Source organism: Streptomyces sp. NPDC093149, assembly GCF_044754145.1.
Classification (GTDB): Bacteria; Actinomycetota; Actinomycetes; order Streptomycetales; family Streptomycetaceae; genus Streptomyces.
The window spans coordinates 302,224-320,060 of sequence record NZ_JBIVON010000001.1 but is presented as its reverse complement, the minus strand read 5'-3'; the positions used below and the strand labels follow the sequence as shown (position 1 = coordinate 320,060).

Sequence of the window (17,837 nt, the reverse complement as noted above, 5' to 3'; positions counted from 1 at the left end):
CGGGGATTCCGACGATCCGGAAGTTTCCGTTCCTTCTCGCGGCTGCCCCCGCCGCAGACCCATGAAACACCGTGCCGGTCGACAGGACACAGCCGGGTTCGGGCAGAAATGATCGCTTTCGGGTCCGTTCCCACCGTCGCGGGATGCCGCAGGCCGTTATCATCCCGGGCGTCCTCAGGGGCGTACTTGCCGCAAAAGGGCGTGCCCGGCCGGTGCCGCCGACTACATTCGGTGTGACGAGGGGAACAGGGCCGGGGGTCGTATGACGAAGAACGCACCACCCCGCTGGGACCGCAAGATGCAGCAACGGCTGGCACGCGGCGAGGCGGCGGCTCTCGGCGAGCTCTACGACCGGTTCGCCTCGCTCGTGCACAGCCAGGCCCACCGGATGCTCGACGACGAGACCGCCGCCGACCTCGTGACCCGCGAGGTCTTCGGTTACGTGTGGGAGAACCCGAACGCCTACGACCCGCAGCAGGGTTCGATGCGGTCCTGGGTGGCCCGGCTCACACACCGCCAGTCCGTGCGCCGGCTGTGCGAGGAGGACAGCGCGCGGGACGGTGCGGACGGGGAGGACGGGGCCGCGACCCCCGACGACCTGGAGGAGCGGGTGCGCCGGGCCACGGCCGCCGCCCGTGCCGACTACATCGTCGCGTCCATGCCCGCCCCGCTGCGGGCCGCGCTGGAGCTCGCGTACGTGCAACGCCGGGACTACCGGCAGACCGCGGCCGACCTCGGGGTCACCGAGGACGAGGCCCGCCGCCGGCTCCGGCTCGGACTGCAACTGCTCTCCACCGCGCACACCCGCCCGCTGGAGGGGTCGTCGCCGCCCGGATACGGACGGCATCCGTGACCGGTGACGACGACGCGGACGGCCGTGAGGGGGAAGGGCGCGACGACGACGTGCGGGGCGCGCCGCGCATACCGGGGCCGCGGGCCGCGGCGGACGACCTCGATCTCGGCGCCCTGCCCCTGCCGCCGACCGTGCCCCTGCCCGTGCTCCCGACCCTGCGCGGGGAATCCCGGCCGGCCCCGCAACCGACGACACCGGAACCGGAATCTGCCGTGGCACCACCGGACCCATCGGACCCGTCCGCCGCACCGGCCCCGGTGCTCTCCCATCACGTCCTCAAGGCCCTCCTCGGCGCCTGGGCCCTGGCGGCCTGCTCGGCGGCGGAGACCGAGGCCGTCGAGGCGCATCTGACCGAGTGCGCGGCCTGTGCGGACGAGGCCCTGCGGCTGCGCGACGCGGTCGGCCTGCTGCAGACCGACCGCAGCCTGGATCTCGATCCGGCGCTGCGTTCCCGGGTGATCGAGACCTGTCTGGGCCGCCGCCCGGCCAGGATCCCGGTGCCGGACTGGGCCGCCCCGTACGACGCGGAGACCGCTCGGCTCGACGCGCTGCTGCGTGACATCGACGCTTCGGAGTGGCACGCCCCGGTGCGGCTGAAGTGGTTCGAGGAGGAGCGGGAGGCCGGGCGCAAGACGACGGTCGCGGGCGTCATCGGCCATCTCATGACCGTCGACGGGCTGGTCGGTACCGCCCTCGGCCTCGACGTACCGCTCGGCGAAGGCGTCATGGGCCGGGGTGACGCGTGGCCGCTCTCCCCCACCGCGCGCACGGAGAAGCACTGGTCCGCCTCCCGGCGGCCGTCCACCCGCACGATCCGCGAGCCGTGGCGGGACCAGAGCCACGCCCTCATCCGTACGGTGTCCTTCGCCGGCCGCGGCGTCGCCGAGCTCTCCGTCTCGTACGGGGACTTCGCCCTTCCGATGCACGACTCCCTGCTGGACCGGGCCTTCGAGTGCTGGGTGCACGGCGGTGACATCGCTCGGGCGGTGGACTATCCGTACGAGGCGCCGTCCGCCGCCCATCTCAACCGGATGGTCGACCTGGCCGCCCGGCTCCTCCCGGCCGCCCTCGCCGAGCGCCGCAGATCCGGGCTCGCCGGGCCCGCCCGCCATCTGGTGCCGGCCGGTTCACCGGGCCGTTCGCTGCATCTGGAGGTCGAGGGTTCGGGCGGCGGGGACTGGTACATCCCGCTGGACTCCCCGGCCGCGGTCGGCTCACCCGCGCACACGGTGGCGCAGGTCGCGCTGGACGGCGTCGAGTTCTGCCGGCTCGTGGCCGGGCACGTGTCCCCGGTGGAGGCGGCGGCCGGCCAGGAGGGGGACCGTGAGGCGATCCGCGACGTGCTCTGTGCCGCGGCGTCCCTGAGCCGCCTGTAGTGCTGTGAGCGGTGTCCGGTGCTGTGAGCAGCGCCGGGAGGGCTTCAGGAGAAGATCACCGTACGGCGGCCGTTGAGCAGGATGCGGCGCTCCGCGTGCCACTTCACCGCCCGCGCCAGCGCCCGGCACTCCACATCGCGGCCGATGGCGACCAGCTGGTCCGGCGTGACGTCGTGGCCCACCCGTTCGACCTCCTGCTCGATGATCGGCCCCTCGTCGAGATCCGCGGTCACATAGTGCGCCGTCGCACCGATCAGCTTCACACCACGGGCGTGCGCCTGGTGATACGGCTTGGCGCCCTTGAAACTCGGCAGGAACGAGTGGTGGATGTTGATGATCCGGCCGCTCAGCTGCTTGCACAGATCGTCCGAGAGGACCTGCATGTAGCGGGCCAGGACGACCAGCTCGACGTTCTCCTCGCGGACCAGCTCCAGCAGCTCCGCCTCCGCTTCGGCCTTGTTCTCCTTGGTCACCGGGATGTGCCGGAAGGGGACGTCGTACGAGCCGACGAGCTCGGCGAAGTCCGTGTGGTTGGAGACGACGGCGGCGATCTCGATCGGCAGCGCCCCGATCCGGGAACGGAACAGCAGGTCGTTGAGGCAGTGGCCGAATCTGCTGACCATCAGCACGATCCGCATCCGCTCCGAGGCGCGGTGGATCTGCCAGTCCATCCGGAAGGAGTCGCCGATCGCGGCGAAGCTGGCCCGCAGCTTCTCCACGGTGACCGGGCTGTCCGCGGAGAAGTGGACGCGCATGAAGAACAGGCCCGTGTCGTGGTCGCCGAACTGCTGGCTGTCCTCGATGTTGCAGCCGGTCATGAAGAGATAACTCGACACGGCGTGCACGATGCCCTGTTTGTCCGGGCAGGAGAGCGTGAGGACGTACTGGTCGTGAGTGGTCTCAGCAGGCTGCGGCTCGGTCATTCCCGTAGCGTGCCACACCGGACCGCTCTCAGGCCGACCTGGTCATGATGCGGAGCACGTCCAGGGAGCGCGGCGGCGAGTCCGGGTCCTCGCCGTCGTTGGTGGCGAGCAGCACATGGGCCTCGCGTGCGGCCCGTACGGCCTCCGGCCAGCCGTGGTGTTCCAGATACGCCGAAACGGGTGCATCCGCACCGACCTGGTGCATGATGCGCAGCACCCGGAGCACGGCGACGTCGACCAGGGCCGACTCGGTGGCGTCGCGGAAGATCGTCCCGACGTACTTCTCGGCGGACCAGTTGTCCAGCCAGGTGTCCTCGACCAGGCGGTACACGGCGTCGGTGACGTCGCCGTACCCTTCCCGGCCGGCCAGCCAGCACTCGTGGTGGAAGGCGGGGTCGGAGAGCATGTGCAGCGCCGAGCGCACGTTGCTGCGCCAGCGCCACCAAGGCATGTCATTCAGCGGCATGCCGCCCATGGTGGAGGAGCGACGGCCGCGACGGGAAGTGTTCTCCGAACCTTGCTGCACGGTTGTCGATCGTACGTTCCCTTTCCGGCTCCCCGCACAGGCCCCTGCAATTCACCCGGATGTCACCGTGCGTTGCGCTGAGCACACAGCGGCGTTACCCCACGGGCGGAAACGTTCATGCCCATGACCGGACGGCGACGCCTCACTTCCCCCCGCCCCTACAGGTTCCTCACGAGTACGGCGGCGGTCGGGGCGTTGCTGGTCACCGGCTGCGGTGCGCTCCCTGGTGCGTCGGGGGACTCCAGGGAGCCCCTCACCGTGGTGACCTGGGCGCCCGGCGGCAAGAGCGGGCCGGACACGGTGAACATGGCGGGCATGACCGCCATGGCGCGCGCCTACGCCCGCTGGGTCAACGGCGACGGCGGGCTCGACGGACACAAGCTGCGCGTCGTCACCTGCGACGAGTCGGACACCTCGGTCGGCGCGGGGAACTGCGCCCGGCTGGCCGTCAAGGAGAAGGCGGCGGCGGTCGTCGGCTCGTACAGCCGGCACGGATCGTCCTTCATGGCGCCGCTGGAGAACGCCGGGATCCCGTACATCGGCGGATACGGGGCCACGGACGAGGAGTTCAGCAGTTACAGCTCCTACCCCGTCAACGGCGGCCAGGCGGCGCTGCTCGCGGGCAACGCCCGTCAGCTGGCGCGCAACTGTGCACGGGTGTCCGTGGTGCGGCCCGACAACCTGGGCGGCGACGGCCAGGCCTGGCTCCTCAACACCGGTCTCACCGAGGCCGGGCGGCCCCGGCCCGCCGACATCCGGGCGGCGGAGACGGCGACTTCCTACGACGACGCCGCCGGGCGGGCGCTCCAGCAGGCGGGGCCGGTCGACGGCTGTGTGACGGCCGTGCTGGGGGACCGCACGGAGACGTTCTTCGACTCCTTCCGCCGGCTCGAACCGTCGTACGGGAACGTACGGATCTCATCCGTCCTCGGCAGCGTCGGGCAGCCGCTGATCGACAGCACCGGCGGCCGGAACAGTCCGTTCGAGGGGGCGTACCTCACCGGCTGGTACCCGGAATCGGGCGACGCCCGCTGGGACCGGATGCGGGAGGTGATCCGTAAGCACGCCTTCGGCGACAACCGGATCGACCCGGCCGACACGGGCGTCCAGACCACGTGGGTCGCGTACACCGCGCTGAACGAGCTCGTGAAGGCGATCGACGCCCCACGGATCACCGCCGGGAAGCTCGTCTCCGCCCTCAACCACGGCACCCCGGTCGACACCGGCGGCCTCACACCGGTGCTGCGCTGGCGCTTCGACGACATGATCGGCTCGTCGGCGTATCCACGGATCGTGAACAGCAAGGTGACGTTCCAGGTGGTGCGCGACGGACGGCTCGTCGCGGACAAGAAGGGTTTCGTGGACGTCGCGAAGACGCTGTCGGACGCCAGCGCGAAGGGGTGAGACACCGGGGGCGGGGGCCCCGCCCCCGCCCCCGGTGTCCCACCCCTTGATCCCCGAAGGGGCCGGATCCCCCGTCAGAGCTGGGTCGCCTCCCGCCGGGTCAGCCCGTACTTCGACGCGATCGAGTTCCACAGCCCCGACGCCTCGCGCTTCGCCTTGCTCGCCTCGACGCTCTGGGCGGTCGCCTGCTGCGTCTCGGACGTCGTACGGGCCGTGCCGTGCTTGCACACCTTCTTGCCGTGCTTGGCCTCTTCGGCCCACGCGGCGTAGTGGTCGTCGGCGGAGGCGGACGCCTGCCAGGCCTTGGTGAGGGAGGCGGTCAGCCGCTGGTGGTTCGGCAGCTTGTCGACGTTCAGCTCCTGGAGCCGGGTCACCAGATCGCGGCGCTGCTGGGCGGCACCCTTCAGATCGGACACGGCCTGGTCCAGATCCTTGCAGCTCTTGGTCTTCTCGACGGCCCCGATGACGGCGGCACGGCTGTTGTTGCTGTCCGCCAGCAGCTTGTCGAGCGCCTCGGCCTGCGGCTGCGCCGGATCGGCCGCGGTCTTCGTGGTGGGCCGGTCGGCGGACGGGCTCGCGGCGGCCACCGGCTGCTTGTTGTCCTTGTCCTCGTCGCCGCCGCTCATCAGCGCACCCGCGCCGAGACCGACGACGGCACAGCCGGCCACGACCGCCGCGATGAGCTTGACGTGCGGCCGCTTCTTGCGCTCCCCGCCCCGCCCCTGCGGCCCCTCGTCCACGGGCTGGTACCGGGGCTGCGGAGCCTGTGGTGCTTGCGGGGCGTGGTGGGCGCCCTGGTACTGCTGCGTGGGATCGAGCCGGGGCATCTGCTGGGTGGCGCCCGCGGGCTCGTCGTTGCGGAACAGGTTGTCGAACTCGGCGGGCGGCTGCCGGTCGCCGGGAGCACCGGGCCTGATGTCGTACGGGGCCCCGCCGGGAACCGGCGCGATGAACTGGGTCGCCTCGGCGTCGCCGCCGGGCGCGGCCGGCGGCTGCTGGTACGGCTGCGGCTGCGGCGCTCCGTGGCTGAGGAACTGGGTGGCCTCCGCGGGGCTCTCCGGCGGCAGCCCGCCCGGCGGCGGTCCGGCGGGCGGCGGTCCGGCGGGCATCGGCGCGATGTACTGGGTGGCCTCCGCGTCGCCGCCCGTGCTCGTGCCGGGCACGGCCTCCGGCGGCAGCGGCTGCGCATAAGGCTGCTGGGGCTGCTGGGGCTGCATGGGAGGCAGGGGCTGGGACTGCGGCTGCCCGTACTGCTGCGCCGGCTGCCCCTGGCCGTACTGACCCTGCCCGTACTGGCCCTGGCCGTACTGGCCCTGCCCGTACGGCTCCTGCCCCTGGGCCTGTGCCTGAGGGTGCGACGAGGCGTCCTGGTGCGCCGCCTGCGGCCCCCACGGCTGCCCCCACGGCTGGCCGCCCGCCGGGGCGGCCTGATCAGCGGGCCCCCCTGGTATCCAGGGCTCGCCGCCACCCGCGGGCAGCACGACACCTTCGTGCGCGGGCCGTACAGCAGGGAGCTGCTGCTCGTCACCCTGTCCGCTCTGCGTCACCGGGACTCCTACGTGTCAACCTACGGAATCGTCGGCTCACGCTATCGGGTGGCCGTGGCCGTTCGCCAAGCGCGTGTTGTCAGTCACCGCCCCTTCACAAGAGCGGTAACACCCGACGCCCCCCGGACGCAGTCGAACGGGCACTCGGACGCGGCTCGTCGGCACGGCCCGCGATCACGCCGCCTGGAGCTCCAGCCGCGCACCGAACTCCCGCACCGCCGACTCGTCCCCGTAGGGCATCAGGCGCTGCTGCAGATCGTCGAGATACTCCGCGCCCCGGCTGGAGCGCACCGACCCCAGCAGTTCCATGGCCCGGGTCCCCGTGTGGCAGGCCTGTTCGATCTCGCGCAACTGGACCTGGGCCGTGGCGAGGAGCACCAGACCGATGCCGCGACGGCGGGTCCGGGACTCCGGATGTCCGTCCAGGGACTCCTTCGCCCGCCGCGCGGCCGCCTCGGCCTGGCCGAGGTCGCGGTGGCAGTGCGCCAGTTCGTCGGCGAGATAGGCGTGGTCGAAGTGGGCGATCCAGTCGGGGTCGTCCCCGGTGTCCGGCTCGACGTGCTCCATGGCCGCCAGCGCCCGGCCCGTGACGGCCTGGCAGGTTCGGGCGTCGCCGAGCAGGGCGTGTCCGCGCGCCTCCGCCGCGTAGAACATCGCCTCCGCCCGCGGGGTCACCCGGCCACGCGCGCCCTCCTGCGCGGCCCGTGCCAGCTGGGCGATCTCGCGCGGATTGCCGAGCTGCGCGGCGAGATGACTCATCGACGCGGCCAGTACATAGCCTCCGTACGCCCGGTCGCCCGCCGCCTGGGCCAGGCGCAGCGCCTGGATGTAGTAGCGCTGGGCGAGCCCCGGCTGGCCCGTGTCGATGGCCATGTACCCACCGAGCTCGGTGAGCCGTGCCACTGCCGCGAACAGCTGCCTGCCGACCGATTCGCGGTACGCCCCCGACAACAGCCCGGAGACCACGCTGTTCAGGTAATGGACCAGGACCGGCCGCACATGTCCGCTGCCGAACCGGTGGTCGAGGTCGACCAGCGCGGTCGTCATCGCCCGCACCGCCTCCACGTCCGACATCCCGACGCGGGCCCCGGCGCCCCGCGCCACCTGCGGGTCGGCGCCGGTGATCAGCCAGTCGCGGCTGGGCTCGACCAGCGCCGACGAGGCGACCGTCGACCCGGACAGGAAGTCCCGGCGGCCGACATCGCTGCGCCACAGCTCGCAGACCTGCTCGATCGCGCCGATCACGGTCGGGGCGAACTGCAGGCCGACACCGGACGCAAGGTTCTTGCCGTTGGCCATGCCGATCTCGTCGATCGTGACCGTGCGGCCGAGCTTGCGGCCGAGCGCCTCGGCGATGATTCCCGGTGCCCTGCCGCGTGGTTGCTGTCCACGCAGCCAACGGGCCACGGAGGTCTTGTCGTATCGCAGGTCGAGCCCGCGCTCCGCGCCGACCATGTTGACGCGGCGGGCTAGGCCGGCGTTGGAGCATCCGGCTTCCTGAATGAGCGCCTGGAGCCGTTCGTTCGGCTGGCGGGCGACGAGAGGCCTGGCTGCCATGTTTCCCCCTGAGGCCGCAGTGATCGATGAGCGGATCACTGCCCGTCAATTACACGGAAAATGCGCACATTCATCGTGTTCGTCACGTCCGTCGTGTTCCTTGCCATTCATGTCGGCATATGACAAAGGCCGACCGTTCCGGAGCTACCCGTAGGGGGCTACCCGCCCGGCCCGGCACCGCCTCACGCGCGCCCCCGCCCATGCATCCATGCGCCCCGCGTGCCGGAGCGGTACGCCGCGACCGCGCCCGCACGCCCGTAACCCCGGTCGGTGGCGGCAGTTGTGATGTTCGTGGAAGAGCCCATCGGAGCCGAAGAGCCCGACAACGTCACGGAAGCCGCGAAGCTCCCCGGACAACGGGGCGGGGAACTGCTCGACGCCGCGGTGCGGTACGCGGAGGAGCGGCACTGGGACGTGTGCCCCGGCACCTGGCTGAAGACGGTGGAGGGGGTCGAGGAGTGCTCGTGCGGCGAGGCCGGCTGCGCCTCCCCCGGCGCCCATCCCACCGGACCGGACTGGGCGGGCCGGGCGACCGGCAGCGGCGCCGCGGTCCGCCGGATGTGGTCCGAACACCCGAGGGCGTCGATCCTGTTGCCCACCGGCCGCACCTTCGACGCGATCGAGGTACCGGAGACCGCCGGCTTCCTCGCACTGGCCCGGATCGAGCGGATGGGCCTGCCGCTCGGGCCCGTCACCCGGACTCCCGACCGGCGGATGTTCTTCCTCGTCCTGCCCGGCGCGGCGGCCGAGGTGGACGAGCTCGTAGGGAAGTCGGGCCGGCGGGCCGCCGCCATCGACCTCGTCGGTCGCGGTGAGGGCCACTATCTGACGGGACCGCCGAGCCGGGTCGGCGGGCGCGGTGCGGTGCAGTGGGCCCGCCGCCCCGGCCCCGCCAACCGGTGGCTGCCGGACGTGGAGGAACTCATCGGCCCGCTCTCCTACGCCTGCACGAGGGAGACGGCCGACGCACGGGCACGCCTCTTGTAGGGGGCCCTTTCGTAGAGTGTCCCCATACACGGGGACATCGAAAGGCAGTGCATCATGCGGGACCGGACAGAGACCGACCGGGCCATAGGGTCGGGCGGAGCGGCAGCGGCGGGTGGAACTCCGTTGGCGCCACCCGCCGTTCGCGTACAGGGACTGTGGAAGCGGTTCGGGGAGCAGACGGCGGTCGCCGGGATCGATCTGGAGCTGCCCGCGGGCAAGTTCATCGGTCTGGTGGGGCCCAACGGTGCGGGCAAGACCACCACGCTGTCGATGGTCACCGGACTGCTCCGCCCCGACCACGGCCTGATCGAGGTCTGCGGTCACGACGTGTGGCGCGACCCGGTCGAGGTGAAGTCCAGGATCGGCGTGCTCCCGGAGGGGCTGCGGCTCTTCGAACGTCTCTCGGGGCGCGAACTCCTCGCGTACACCGGCAGATTGCGCGGGCTGCCGGGCGCCGAGGTCGACAAGCGGGCCACCCAGCTCCTCGACGTGCTCGGTCTGGCGGGTGCCCAGCACAAACTGGTCGTCGACTACTCGACCGGCATGCGCAAGAAGATCGGACTCGCGGCAGCACTGCTGCACAACCCCGAAGTGCTCTTCCTGGACGAGCCGTTCGAGGGCGTCGACCCGGTGTCGGCGCAGACCATCCGCGAGGTGCTGGAGCGATACACCCGCTCGGGGGCGACCGTCGTCTTCTCCAGCCATGTGATGGAGCTCGTGGAGTCCCTCTGCGACTGGGTGGCCGTCATGGCGGCCGGCACGATCCGGGCGCAGGGCACCCTGGCCCAGGTACGCGGCGACGCGTCCTCGCTGCAGAACGCCTTCCTCGAACTCGTCGGCGCGAACGCCCGGACCACCGACGACTCCCTGGACTGGCTGGGCGGCGACCGATGAGCGTGCTCGACACCCCGGCGGGGACCGTCCCCCGCCCGAGCGGCGGCGAGGGGCTCGTCCCCGTCTTCGTACGGCTCAAGCTGACCCTGCTGCGCAACGGGCTGCGGCAGTCGGCCGGCCGGCGGGCCGCGTACATCACCTCCATCGTCTTCACCCTGCTGGTCGCCGCAGGCCAGCTGATCGGGCTGATCGCGCTGCGCGGGCACGCCCATGCCGACACCCTCGTCGTCCTGATGACCGGGGTGCTGGCGGTCGGCTGGGCCGTGATGCCGCTGTTCTTCTCCAGCGGTGACGAGACTCTCGACCCGAGCCGGCTGGTCATGCTGCCGCTGCGGCCGCGCCCGCTGATCGCGGCGCTGCTGACGGCGTCACTGGTCGGGATCGGCCCGCTGTTCACGCTCTGTCTGGCGGCCGGCTCGGTGTTCGCGGTGGCGCGCGGGGCGGGCGGCGCGGTCTTCGCCGTGGTGGCCGCACCGCTCATGCTGGTGCTGTGCGTGGCACTGTCACGGGCCGTCGCCACGGCCAACACCCGGCTGCTGACATCACGCAAGGGCCGGGATCTCGCGGTGCTCAGCGGACTGGTGATCGCGGTCGGCTTCCAGGTCGTCAACTTCGGTGCGCAGCAACTCGGTCGGGCGGGCGGTCTCTCCGCGCTCGAACCGGCCGCGGACGTGGTGCGCTGGCTGCCGCCCGCGTCGGCGATCGGGGCGGTCGACTCCGCGTCGCAGGGCTCGTACGGGCGGGCCGCCGTCCAGCTGCTGCTGTCCGTGGCGGGGCTGTTCGCGCTGTTGTGGCTGTGGCAGCGGAGCCTCGTGAAGCTGATGACGGCCCCGGACGGCTCGACTCTCGCCGCCGCCGGGACGAGCCGCGAGAAGGCCGGCAAGGGCGGCTCCAGACTCACCGCGCTGCTGCCCGCCGGGCGTACCGGAACGGTGATGGAGCGCAGCCTGCGGTACATCGCGCGCGACCCGAAGACCAAGGCCGCCTGGGTCACGGCACTGGCGATCGGGCTGATCGTGCCGCTGCTCAACGCGATGCAGGGCACCGGCTCGATCTACTTCGCCTGCTTCGCCGCCGGAATGCTCGGCATCCAGATGTACAACCAGTTCGGGCAGGACACCTCCGCGTTCTGGATGGTCGCGCTGACGATCTCCTCCACCCGGGACGCGTACCTCGAACTGCGGGCACGGGCGCTGGCCTTGCTGCTGATCACGCTGCCGTACACGATCATGGTGACGGTGGTGACGGCGGCGCTCCTCGGCGACTGGGGTGCGCTGCCGGGAGCCATGGGGCTGTCGTTCGCCCTGCTGGGCGCGATGCTGGCGACGGGCTCCGTGGCCTCGGCGAACTTCCCGTACTCGATCCCGCAGGAGGGGGCGTTCAAGAATGTGGCGCCGGGGCAGGCCGGACTCGCCTGGATCTCGCTCTTCGGCGGCATGGTCTCCGCGTCGGTGCTCAGCGCGCCCGTGATCGTGGCGACGATCTGGCTGCACATCGGCGACTTGGAGCAGTGGCTCTGGCTGCTGCTGCCCGCCGGGGCGGTGTACGGGGCGCTGATCTCCTGGGCGGGGCTGCGGATCGCCGCTCCCCGCACGGCGAAACGGCTCCCGGAGATCCTCGCGGCGGTCAGCAAGGGCTGAGAGCCTGGGTGACCTCGGACCGGACGGCCACGCCATCCGATCCGAGGTCACCCGACAGGCTCTGAGAGCCGCGTGGAAAGGGCCTGTCACCCGGGCGAGTTCAGAAGTCGGGGGACAGGCCCTTTTCGCACGTCTCACCACGTGCAGGAGTTACACGGATCGCTTGAGCCGCTTGAGCCGCTTGAGCCGCTTGAGCTGCTTGAGCTGCTTGAGCTGCTTGACAGAACGGGCTCGCGTCTACGGGGAGACGGGCTCGCGCTCCTCCTGGGGGTCCTCGGCGAACTGCTCCAGGAAGGGCTCGACCGCGGCCCGCCAGCCCTCCGGTTGGTCGTAGTGGACGAAATGACCGGCGTCGGCCACCTCCGCGTACTGCCCGCGCGGCAGTACGCGGACCATCTCCTGGGCCTCCGCCCGGCCCAGCTCGCCGTCGAGACCGCGGAGCACCAGGGTCGGGCACCGGACCTGCGCCAGCTCCTCCCAGTGCGCGTCGAACACCCAGGTCGCACGGGACTGGAGCATCTGGCGGCGGGAGAAGACGGGACGCCAGCCGTCGGCCCGCTCGGCCATCACCTCGGCGAAGAACTCGCCGCGGGCCGGGTTGGGCCGCTCCACCCAGGGATCGTCCTCGCCGAACCACTTCCGCACGTCGGAGAGCGTCGCGAACGGCACCGGCCAGGACGTGAACCAGTCCTCCCACTCGCGCTGGGAGGCCGCGCCGAGCGCGGAGGCCCGCATGTCGCAGATGATCAGCGCCCGGACGAGATCGGGGCGCTTCGCGGCGAGCTGCCAGGCGGTGAGCGCGCCCATCGCATGCCCGACGAGGGTGACGGGGCCGAGGCCGAGCTGCTCGATCGCCGCCTCGGCGTCGGCGACATATGCGTCACGGGTGTACGGGCCTTCGGCCGGCTTCTCGCTGCGGCCGTGCCCGCGCTGGTCGAGGCCGACGGCGCGATGCCGCTCGGCGAGCCAGCGGATGGTCGGGGCCCAGTGCGAGGCCCGGCCCATCAGGCCGTGGAGCAATAAGACCCCGGGGACGCGCTCGCCCTCCGCACGCCCCTTGGGCGGGTCGGCGAACTCCCAGGCCGCGAGGCGTACGCCGTCGGTCCCGGTCACATCGATGCGTCGCACCATGTGTTCTGGCACCCCCTTCTGGTCCTCGATCACCGCTTGATCCCGCTCGATCACCGTGTGGTCGCGTCACACCAGGCTATCGAACCTTTATTCGAAAACCGGGTTCTGGCATCCAACACCCCTCGTTCGAGTGACCGGTCCCAAGGATTGACGGCGGCCGCGGAGGGGAGATCTTCTGCGGGAGGCGGGCCACTCGGGGATGAGGGCCCGTGGGGATCGACCTCGAGAGCTCGGGGCTCCAGGTCGAAGCAGGGGAGGACAGGCCCCGGCGCCGTGCGGCGCCGGGGCCCTCTGCTGTTCGGGAACCGCCCGCAGGAGTCGGGCGAGCGTCGACAGGGATCGCACGGGTGCCGGTGGCGGCCGTACGGACGCGGGCCGACGCCGCGGGAACGCCGACGGAGCCCGCGCGGCTCCCGATCGAGGTCGTAGCGGCGACAGCACCGGGCCCGCGGACGGCCCGGACCACGGCGATCACCGTTCGATTCATGTGCCGGACATGCCGGACATGCCAGTACGACGGGCGCATGCGCCTGCTCCCTCCCCGACCGCGCGACCAGCTGGCCGACACTCTCAGGTATCCCTCAGCCACAGCCTGGCACGCGATCCGTCCGGGCGCTGCACTTCCGGACGGAAAAAGGGAAAGCGGGCCGTGCGCCTCGGCGCCCCCGACGGCACCCGGTCAGCGGCCGTCGCCGCCGCGACCGTCGGCGACGGCCGCGCGGCACACCTCAGCGCTTGGCCACGAACACATGCGAGGCGACCTCGGCATCCAGCTCCGCCGCCTCACCGCTGCTGCCGACCAGTACGCCACCGGGCGACTGGGTCACGCTGACCACCGAGCCCGGCTGCACGCCCGCCCGCCGCAAGGTGTACATCAGCTGGGCGTCCGTCTGGATCGGCTCACCGATCCGGCGCACGACCACCGTCTTGCCCTCCGCGCCCGGGTCGAGCTCCGACAGGCTCACCATGCCCTCGTCGAGGAACGGGTCGGCCTCGGCCTTCTCGCCCAGTTCCTCCAGCCCCGGGATCGGATTCCCGTACGGGGACTCCGTCGGATGACGCAGCAGCTCCAGCACCCGCCGCTCCACCGCCTCGCTCATCACGTGCTCCCAGCGGCACGCCTCGGCGTGGACCTGCTCCCACTCCAGGCCGATCACATCGACGAGCAGGCACTCGGCGAGCCGGTGCTTGCGCATGACGCGGGTCGCCAGGCGGCGCCCCTCGTCGGTCAGCTCCAGGTGGCGGTCGCCCGCGACCTGTACCAGGCCGTCGCGCTCCATGCGCGCCACGGTCTGGCTGACCGTCGGACCGCTCTGGTCCAGCCGCTCCGCGATCCGGGCACGCATGGGGACCACACCTTCCTCTTCGAGTTCGAGGATGGTGCGGAGATACATCTCCGTGGTGTCGATCAGTCCGGACATTCGTGCCCCTCGATGCTGTGACATGAAAACGTCGTAAGCGCTGCGCGCTGGCCCTGACCCAATTCTGACGCATACCGCTGACAACCGTGCCGTGCCGACCGGACACCGGGCGGCGGAGCGGCGTGGGCGGTATTGACAGGTCACTGGTCCAGACCGCAACGTGATCCGCGGCACGGACACCCCACCCCACCGGAAAGGGCCTCCTCGATGAGCGACAGCACGCTGGCCGGTCAGTTCTTCGACGCAGCGATCGGCCTGCTGGAGCGCGTGCGCGACGAGGGGTCCGGCAACATCGCGGCCGCCGGTGCCGCGATCGCCGACACGGTCGCCGCGGGGGGCCGGCTCTTCGCCTTCGGTGCCGGGCACTCCTCCCTCGCCGCGCAGGACGTCGTCTACCGGGCGGGCGGGCTCGCACTGATGAACCTGCTGGCCGTGCCGGGGACGGTCGGGGTCGACGTCATGCCGGCCACCCTGGGCTCGGCGCTGGAACGGGTCGACGGGCTGGCGGGAGCGGTGCTCGACTCCAGCCCCGCCGAGGCGGGCGACGTCCTCGTGATCATCTCGCTCTCCGGGCGCAACGCGCTCCCCGTGGAGATGGCGATGAACGCGCGGGCGCTCGGTCTGAAAGTCATCGGCGTCACTTCGGTGGCGTACGCAAAGGGCACCCGGTCCCGGCACGGTTCGGGCGGCTTCCTGCGGGACCACTGCGACATCGTGCTCGACAGCAAGATCTCCATCGGCGACGCGGAACTGACCGTCGAGGGCATCGAGGCGCCGTTCGCGCCCGCGTCGACGGTGGTCACCAGTGCGGTGATGCAGGCGATGATGGCCGCCGCCGCGGAGCAGCTCGTGGCACGGGGCATCGAGCCGCCCATGCTGCGTTCCGGGAACGTCGACGGCGGCCACGAATGGAACGGGCGCGTCATGACGGAGTACCGGGACCGGATCTTCTACCGCCGCTGATCGCGCCGGACCGCCGGCCGCCCGCTACGGGCAGGTCGGCAGCACGACCCGGACCATCAGCCCGCCGCCCGGGTTCGCGCTCGCGCTCGCCTCGCCACCGTGCGCCCTCGCGATCGACGCCACGATGGAGAGCCCCAGACCGGCCCCCTCACCGGGAGCGTGGCGGCGGGCCTGCGCCCGGTGGAACGGCTCGAACAGCAGCGGCACGGTCGCCGGGTCCACCACCGGCCCGGTGTTGGCGACCTCCAGACCACCCGGCCCCACCTGGACCCGTACCGTCCCGCCGGGGTGGTTGTGGCGCAGCGCGTTGGCGACCAGATTGTGCACGAGGTGGTCCAGCAGGACCGGGTCGCCCTCGACCGACACCGGCCGGGTCTCCGCCACGACAGTGACGGACCGTTCCTCCGCCTCCGCCTCCAGCGCCTCGGTCACCGTGGCCGCGGTCGCGTCCAGGCCGACCCGTTCGCGCCGTCGCAGGCCCTCGTCACAGACCGCGAGGAGCAGCAGTCCCTCGATGAGCTGCTCGCTGCCGACGGCGGTTTCGATGAGCTTGTCCCGGATCCAGGCGACCTTCTCGGGCGGCGGGTCGTCGGCGAGGCCGATCTCGGCCGCGGCCCGCTGCACGGCGAGCGGGGTGCGCAGCTCGTGGGCGGCGTTGGCGGCGAACCGCTGCCGGGCGGCGACCAGCTCCTCGATCCGGTCGAGCATCCCGTCGAAGGTGTCGGCCAGTTCCTTGAGCTCGCCGGGCGGGGCCTTCAGCGCGAGGCGTTCGTGCAGGTTGCTGCCGGAGAGCCGGCGGGCGCGGGCGGTGATGACGCCCACCGGCCGCAGCACCCGGCCCGCCATCCACCAGGCGAGCGCGACGGAGAGCACCGAGTAGACGGCGAGGGAGACCCCGGAGACCGTCAGCAGCTGGCTGAGCGCGGCGTCCCCGGCCGCGGTGGTGACCCTCTTCGCCACCGCGTACTGCCCGGGTTCCATGACCACGGTATGCGCCCAGTCCGACGACGGCTGGGGCACGGAGGCCACGCCCGACCGGACGGCGGGGGTGGCCTCGTCGGGGACCGCCGGGGCCACCGCAGTGAGCACAGTGGCGTAGAGGCGCTCGCTGACCAGCAGGTAGACCAGCCCCATCAGCAGGGCGCCGGCCAGCACCAGCAGTCCGCCGTACAGCGCGGTGAGCCGGGCGCGCTCGCTCCTCACCGGCTCTCCCCCGGCCGGTCCGCGGAGCCGCCGTCCGGCTGGTCCGCCGGCCCGTTCACCCGTCCGGTCGCGGGGCCGTGGTGCCCCGGCCCGTCCCCGATGCGGTAGCCGGCCCCCGGGACCGTCTCGATCACCGGGGGCGCGCCCAGTTTGGCGCGGAGCTTGGACAGGGTGACCCGGACCGCGTTGGTGCGATAGCTGGTGTCCTCCTCCCACACCTCCTCGATCAGGTCGTCGCCGCTGACGACCGCGCCCTCGGCCCGCAGCAGGGCCTCCAGCACGGCGAACTCCTTGCGGGAGAGCGAGAGGTAGCGGCCGTCGCGGCAGACCTGGCGGCGGGCGGTGTCCAGCGTCAGCCCGGCCCGCTCCAGGACCGGCGGGAGAGCGGGGCGGGCACGGCGGCCGAGCGCCAGGACCCGGGCGAGGAGTTCGTCGTACGCGAACGGCTTGGTCAGGTAGTCGTCGGCGCCGAGCCCGAGGCCGGCCACCCGGTCCCGTACCGTGCCGGACGCGGTGAGCATCAGGATCCGGGTCAGCAGGCGCATGCCGACGACTCGCCGGCACACCTCGTCGCCGTGCAGTCCCGGCAGATCGCGGTCGAGGATCATCACGTCGTACGCGCCGAACCGAAGCCGGTCCAGCGCCGCCCGGCCGTCGGGGGCGATGTCCACCGCGACGGCGTCGCGGCGCAGCCCCTCGGCGATCATCCCGGCCAGGAATTCCTCGTCCTCCACCACCAGCACACGCATAAGTCCTGTTTAACCCAAAGCGATGTTTCGCCGGTGTAAGCATCCGGGCTGAGAGAAACGAAACCGCGACCTCGCGCACGCTCAAGCCGTACGTACCCGGCCTGTCAGCAACGGACGAGGAGCCCTCATGAACACCATTTCCCGCCGGACCACCTCCCGCGCACAAAGCCGCAGCGTCGTCGCCACCTGCCTGATGGCCGCCGTCGTCGTCCTGTCGGCCACCGCCTGCTCGGGCGACGGAAGCGGAACCAAGAGCGGCGGCTCTGCTTCGAGCACCAAGAAGACGGCCGAGGACCAGGCCCTGGAGCACCGCAAGTGCCTGCGGGAGCAGGGCCTGGACGTCCCGGAGCCGAAGCCGGGCGAGGACGGCCACGGAATGACCATCAACGGCGGCGGCAAGAGCAAGCAGGAGATGGAGAAGGCGCTCAAGGCCTGCCAGGACAAATCGGTCGGTGGGTCCAAGGAGATCACCCAGGCCCAGAAGGACAAGATGCTCGCCTTCGCCCGGTGCATGCGCAAGAACGGCATCGATATGCCCGACCCGAAGTTCGAGGGCGGGATAGCGCAGGCGCCCTCGATACAGCAGAAGGACATGAAGAAGGAAATGAAGAAGTTCGAGAAGGCCAACAAGGCGTGCGAAAGCGCCGGGCGGTGAGGCGCGGA

General features: G+C 71.7%; 16 protein-coding genes. 8 read left to right on the top strand and 8 right to left on the bottom strand.

Annotation, left to right across the window (positions count from 1 at the left end; genetic code table 11):
• Nucleotides 1-262: 262 nt before the first annotated feature.
• Complete coding sequence (locus tag ACIQCZ_RS01580) at nucleotides 263-853, top strand: RNA polymerase sigma factor (RefSeq protein ID WP_402278662.1); 591 nt, start codon at nucleotides 263-265, stop codon at nucleotides 851-853.
• Nucleotides 850-2,229, top strand: a complete 1,380-nt coding sequence (locus ACIQCZ_RS01575) for a zf-HC2 domain-containing protein (RefSeq protein ID WP_402278660.1) — start codon at nucleotides 850-852, stop codon at nucleotides 2,227-2,229. Before ACIQCZ_RS01580 ends, ACIQCZ_RS01575 begins: the two co-directional genes overlap by 4 nt.
• Before the next feature lie 44 nt (nucleotides 2,230-2,273).
• On the opposite strand, the gene purU is transcribed toward ACIQCZ_RS01575, so the two are convergent.
• A complete protein-coding gene (purU, locus tag ACIQCZ_RS01570) occupies nucleotides 2,274-3,152 on the bottom strand; it encodes a formyltetrahydrofolate deformylase (RefSeq protein WP_402278658.1) in 879 nt (292 codons plus the stop codon).
• 28 nt (nucleotides 3,153-3,180) lie between these two features.
• Entirely contained in the window at nucleotides 3,181-3,627 is a 447-nt protein-coding gene (locus ACIQCZ_RS01565; RefSeq protein WP_402280171.1) for a hypothetical protein, read from the bottom strand.
• Nucleotides 3,628-3,801: 174 nt separating this feature from the next.
• Between ACIQCZ_RS01565 and ACIQCZ_RS01560 the strand changes: the two genes are divergently transcribed.
• The gene (locus tag ACIQCZ_RS01560; RefSeq protein WP_402278656.1) at nucleotides 3,802-5,082 is read left to right on the top strand and encodes an ABC transporter substrate-binding protein; all 1,281 of its coding nucleotides are present in this window, start codon (nucleotides 3,802-3,804) and stop codon (nucleotides 5,080-5,082) included.
• A 74-nt stretch (nucleotides 5,083-5,156) separates the two neighbouring features.
• On the opposite strand, the gene ACIQCZ_RS01555 is transcribed toward ACIQCZ_RS01560, so the two are convergent.
• Both ACIQCZ_RS01555 and ACIQCZ_RS01550 read right to left on the bottom strand, forming a co-directional pair.
• Complete coding sequence (locus tag ACIQCZ_RS01555) at nucleotides 5,157-6,629, bottom strand: hypothetical protein (RefSeq protein WP_402278654.1); 1,473 nt, start codon at nucleotides 6,627-6,629, stop codon at nucleotides 5,157-5,159.
• A gap of 174 nt (nucleotides 6,630-6,803) precedes the next feature.
• Entirely contained in the window at nucleotides 6,804-8,186 is a 1,383-nt protein-coding gene (locus ACIQCZ_RS01550) for a transcriptional regulator (RefSeq protein ID WP_376212824.1), read from the bottom strand.
• Between the two features lie 285 nt (nucleotides 8,187-8,471).
• Between ACIQCZ_RS01550 and ACIQCZ_RS01545 the strand changes: the two genes are divergently transcribed.
• The 3 genes from ACIQCZ_RS01545 to ACIQCZ_RS01535 are packed head-to-tail and all read left to right on the top strand — an operon-like array spanning nucleotide 8,472 to nucleotide 11,707.
• Nucleotides 8,472-9,173 (top strand): bifunctional DNA primase/polymerase, encoded by a 702-nt coding sequence (locus ACIQCZ_RS01545; protein ID WP_402280169.1) that lies wholly within the window; start codon nucleotides 8,472-8,474, stop codon nucleotides 9,171-9,173.
• A gap of 54 nt (nucleotides 9,174-9,227) precedes the next feature.
• A complete protein-coding gene (locus ACIQCZ_RS01540) occupies nucleotides 9,228-10,067 on the top strand; it encodes an ABC transporter ATP-binding protein (protein WP_402278651.1) in 840 nt (279 codons plus the stop codon).
• A complete protein-coding gene (locus ACIQCZ_RS01535) occupies nucleotides 10,064-11,707 on the top strand; it encodes a transporter (protein ID WP_402278649.1) in 1,644 nt (547 codons plus the stop codon). The genes ACIQCZ_RS01540 and ACIQCZ_RS01535 overlap by 4 nt, the downstream gene beginning before the upstream one ends.
• A 237-nt stretch (nucleotides 11,708-11,944) precedes the next feature.
• Here the strand turns inward: ACIQCZ_RS01535 and ACIQCZ_RS01530 are convergent, their stop codons facing one another.
• Both ACIQCZ_RS01530 and ACIQCZ_RS01525 read right to left on the bottom strand, forming a co-directional pair.
• Nucleotides 11,945-12,838: an alpha/beta fold hydrolase gene (locus tag ACIQCZ_RS01530; protein WP_402278647.1), complete on the bottom strand. Its 894-nt coding sequence runs from the start codon at nucleotides 12,836-12,838 to the stop codon at nucleotides 11,945-11,947.
• 728 nt (nucleotides 12,839-13,566) lie between these two features.
• Nucleotides 13,567-14,259, bottom strand: a complete 693-nt coding sequence (locus ACIQCZ_RS01525; RefSeq protein WP_351072457.1) for a metal-dependent transcriptional regulator — start codon at nucleotides 14,257-14,259, stop codon at nucleotides 13,567-13,569.
• A gap of 207 nt (nucleotides 14,260-14,466) precedes the next feature.
• Between ACIQCZ_RS01525 and ACIQCZ_RS01520 the strand changes: the two genes are divergently transcribed.
• Complete coding sequence (locus tag ACIQCZ_RS01520; RefSeq protein ID WP_402278645.1) at nucleotides 14,467-15,222, top strand: SIS domain-containing protein; 756 nt, start codon at nucleotides 14,467-14,469, stop codon at nucleotides 15,220-15,222.
• A gap of 24 nt (nucleotides 15,223-15,246) precedes the next feature.
• On the opposite strand, the gene ACIQCZ_RS01515 is transcribed toward ACIQCZ_RS01520, so the two are convergent.
• Both ACIQCZ_RS01515 and ACIQCZ_RS01510 read right to left on the bottom strand, forming a co-directional pair.
• Nucleotides 15,247-16,425: an ATP-binding protein gene (locus ACIQCZ_RS01515; protein ID WP_402278643.1), complete on the bottom strand. Its 1,179-nt coding sequence runs from the start codon at nucleotides 16,423-16,425 to the stop codon at nucleotides 15,247-15,249.
• Nucleotides 16,422-17,174: a response regulator transcription factor gene (locus tag ACIQCZ_RS01510; RefSeq protein ID WP_402278641.1), complete on the bottom strand. Its 753-nt coding sequence runs from the start codon at nucleotides 17,172-17,174 to the stop codon at nucleotides 16,422-16,424. Before ACIQCZ_RS01510 ends, ACIQCZ_RS01515 begins: the two co-directional genes overlap by 4 nt.
• Nucleotides 17,175-17,301: 127 nt before the next feature.
• On the opposite strand from ACIQCZ_RS01510, the gene ACIQCZ_RS01505 reads away from it, so the two are divergent.
• Nucleotides 17,302-17,829, top strand: a complete 528-nt coding sequence (locus ACIQCZ_RS01505; protein ID WP_402278639.1) for a hypothetical protein — start codon at nucleotides 17,302-17,304, stop codon at nucleotides 17,827-17,829.
• Nucleotides 17,830-17,837 lie beyond the last annotated feature (8 nt).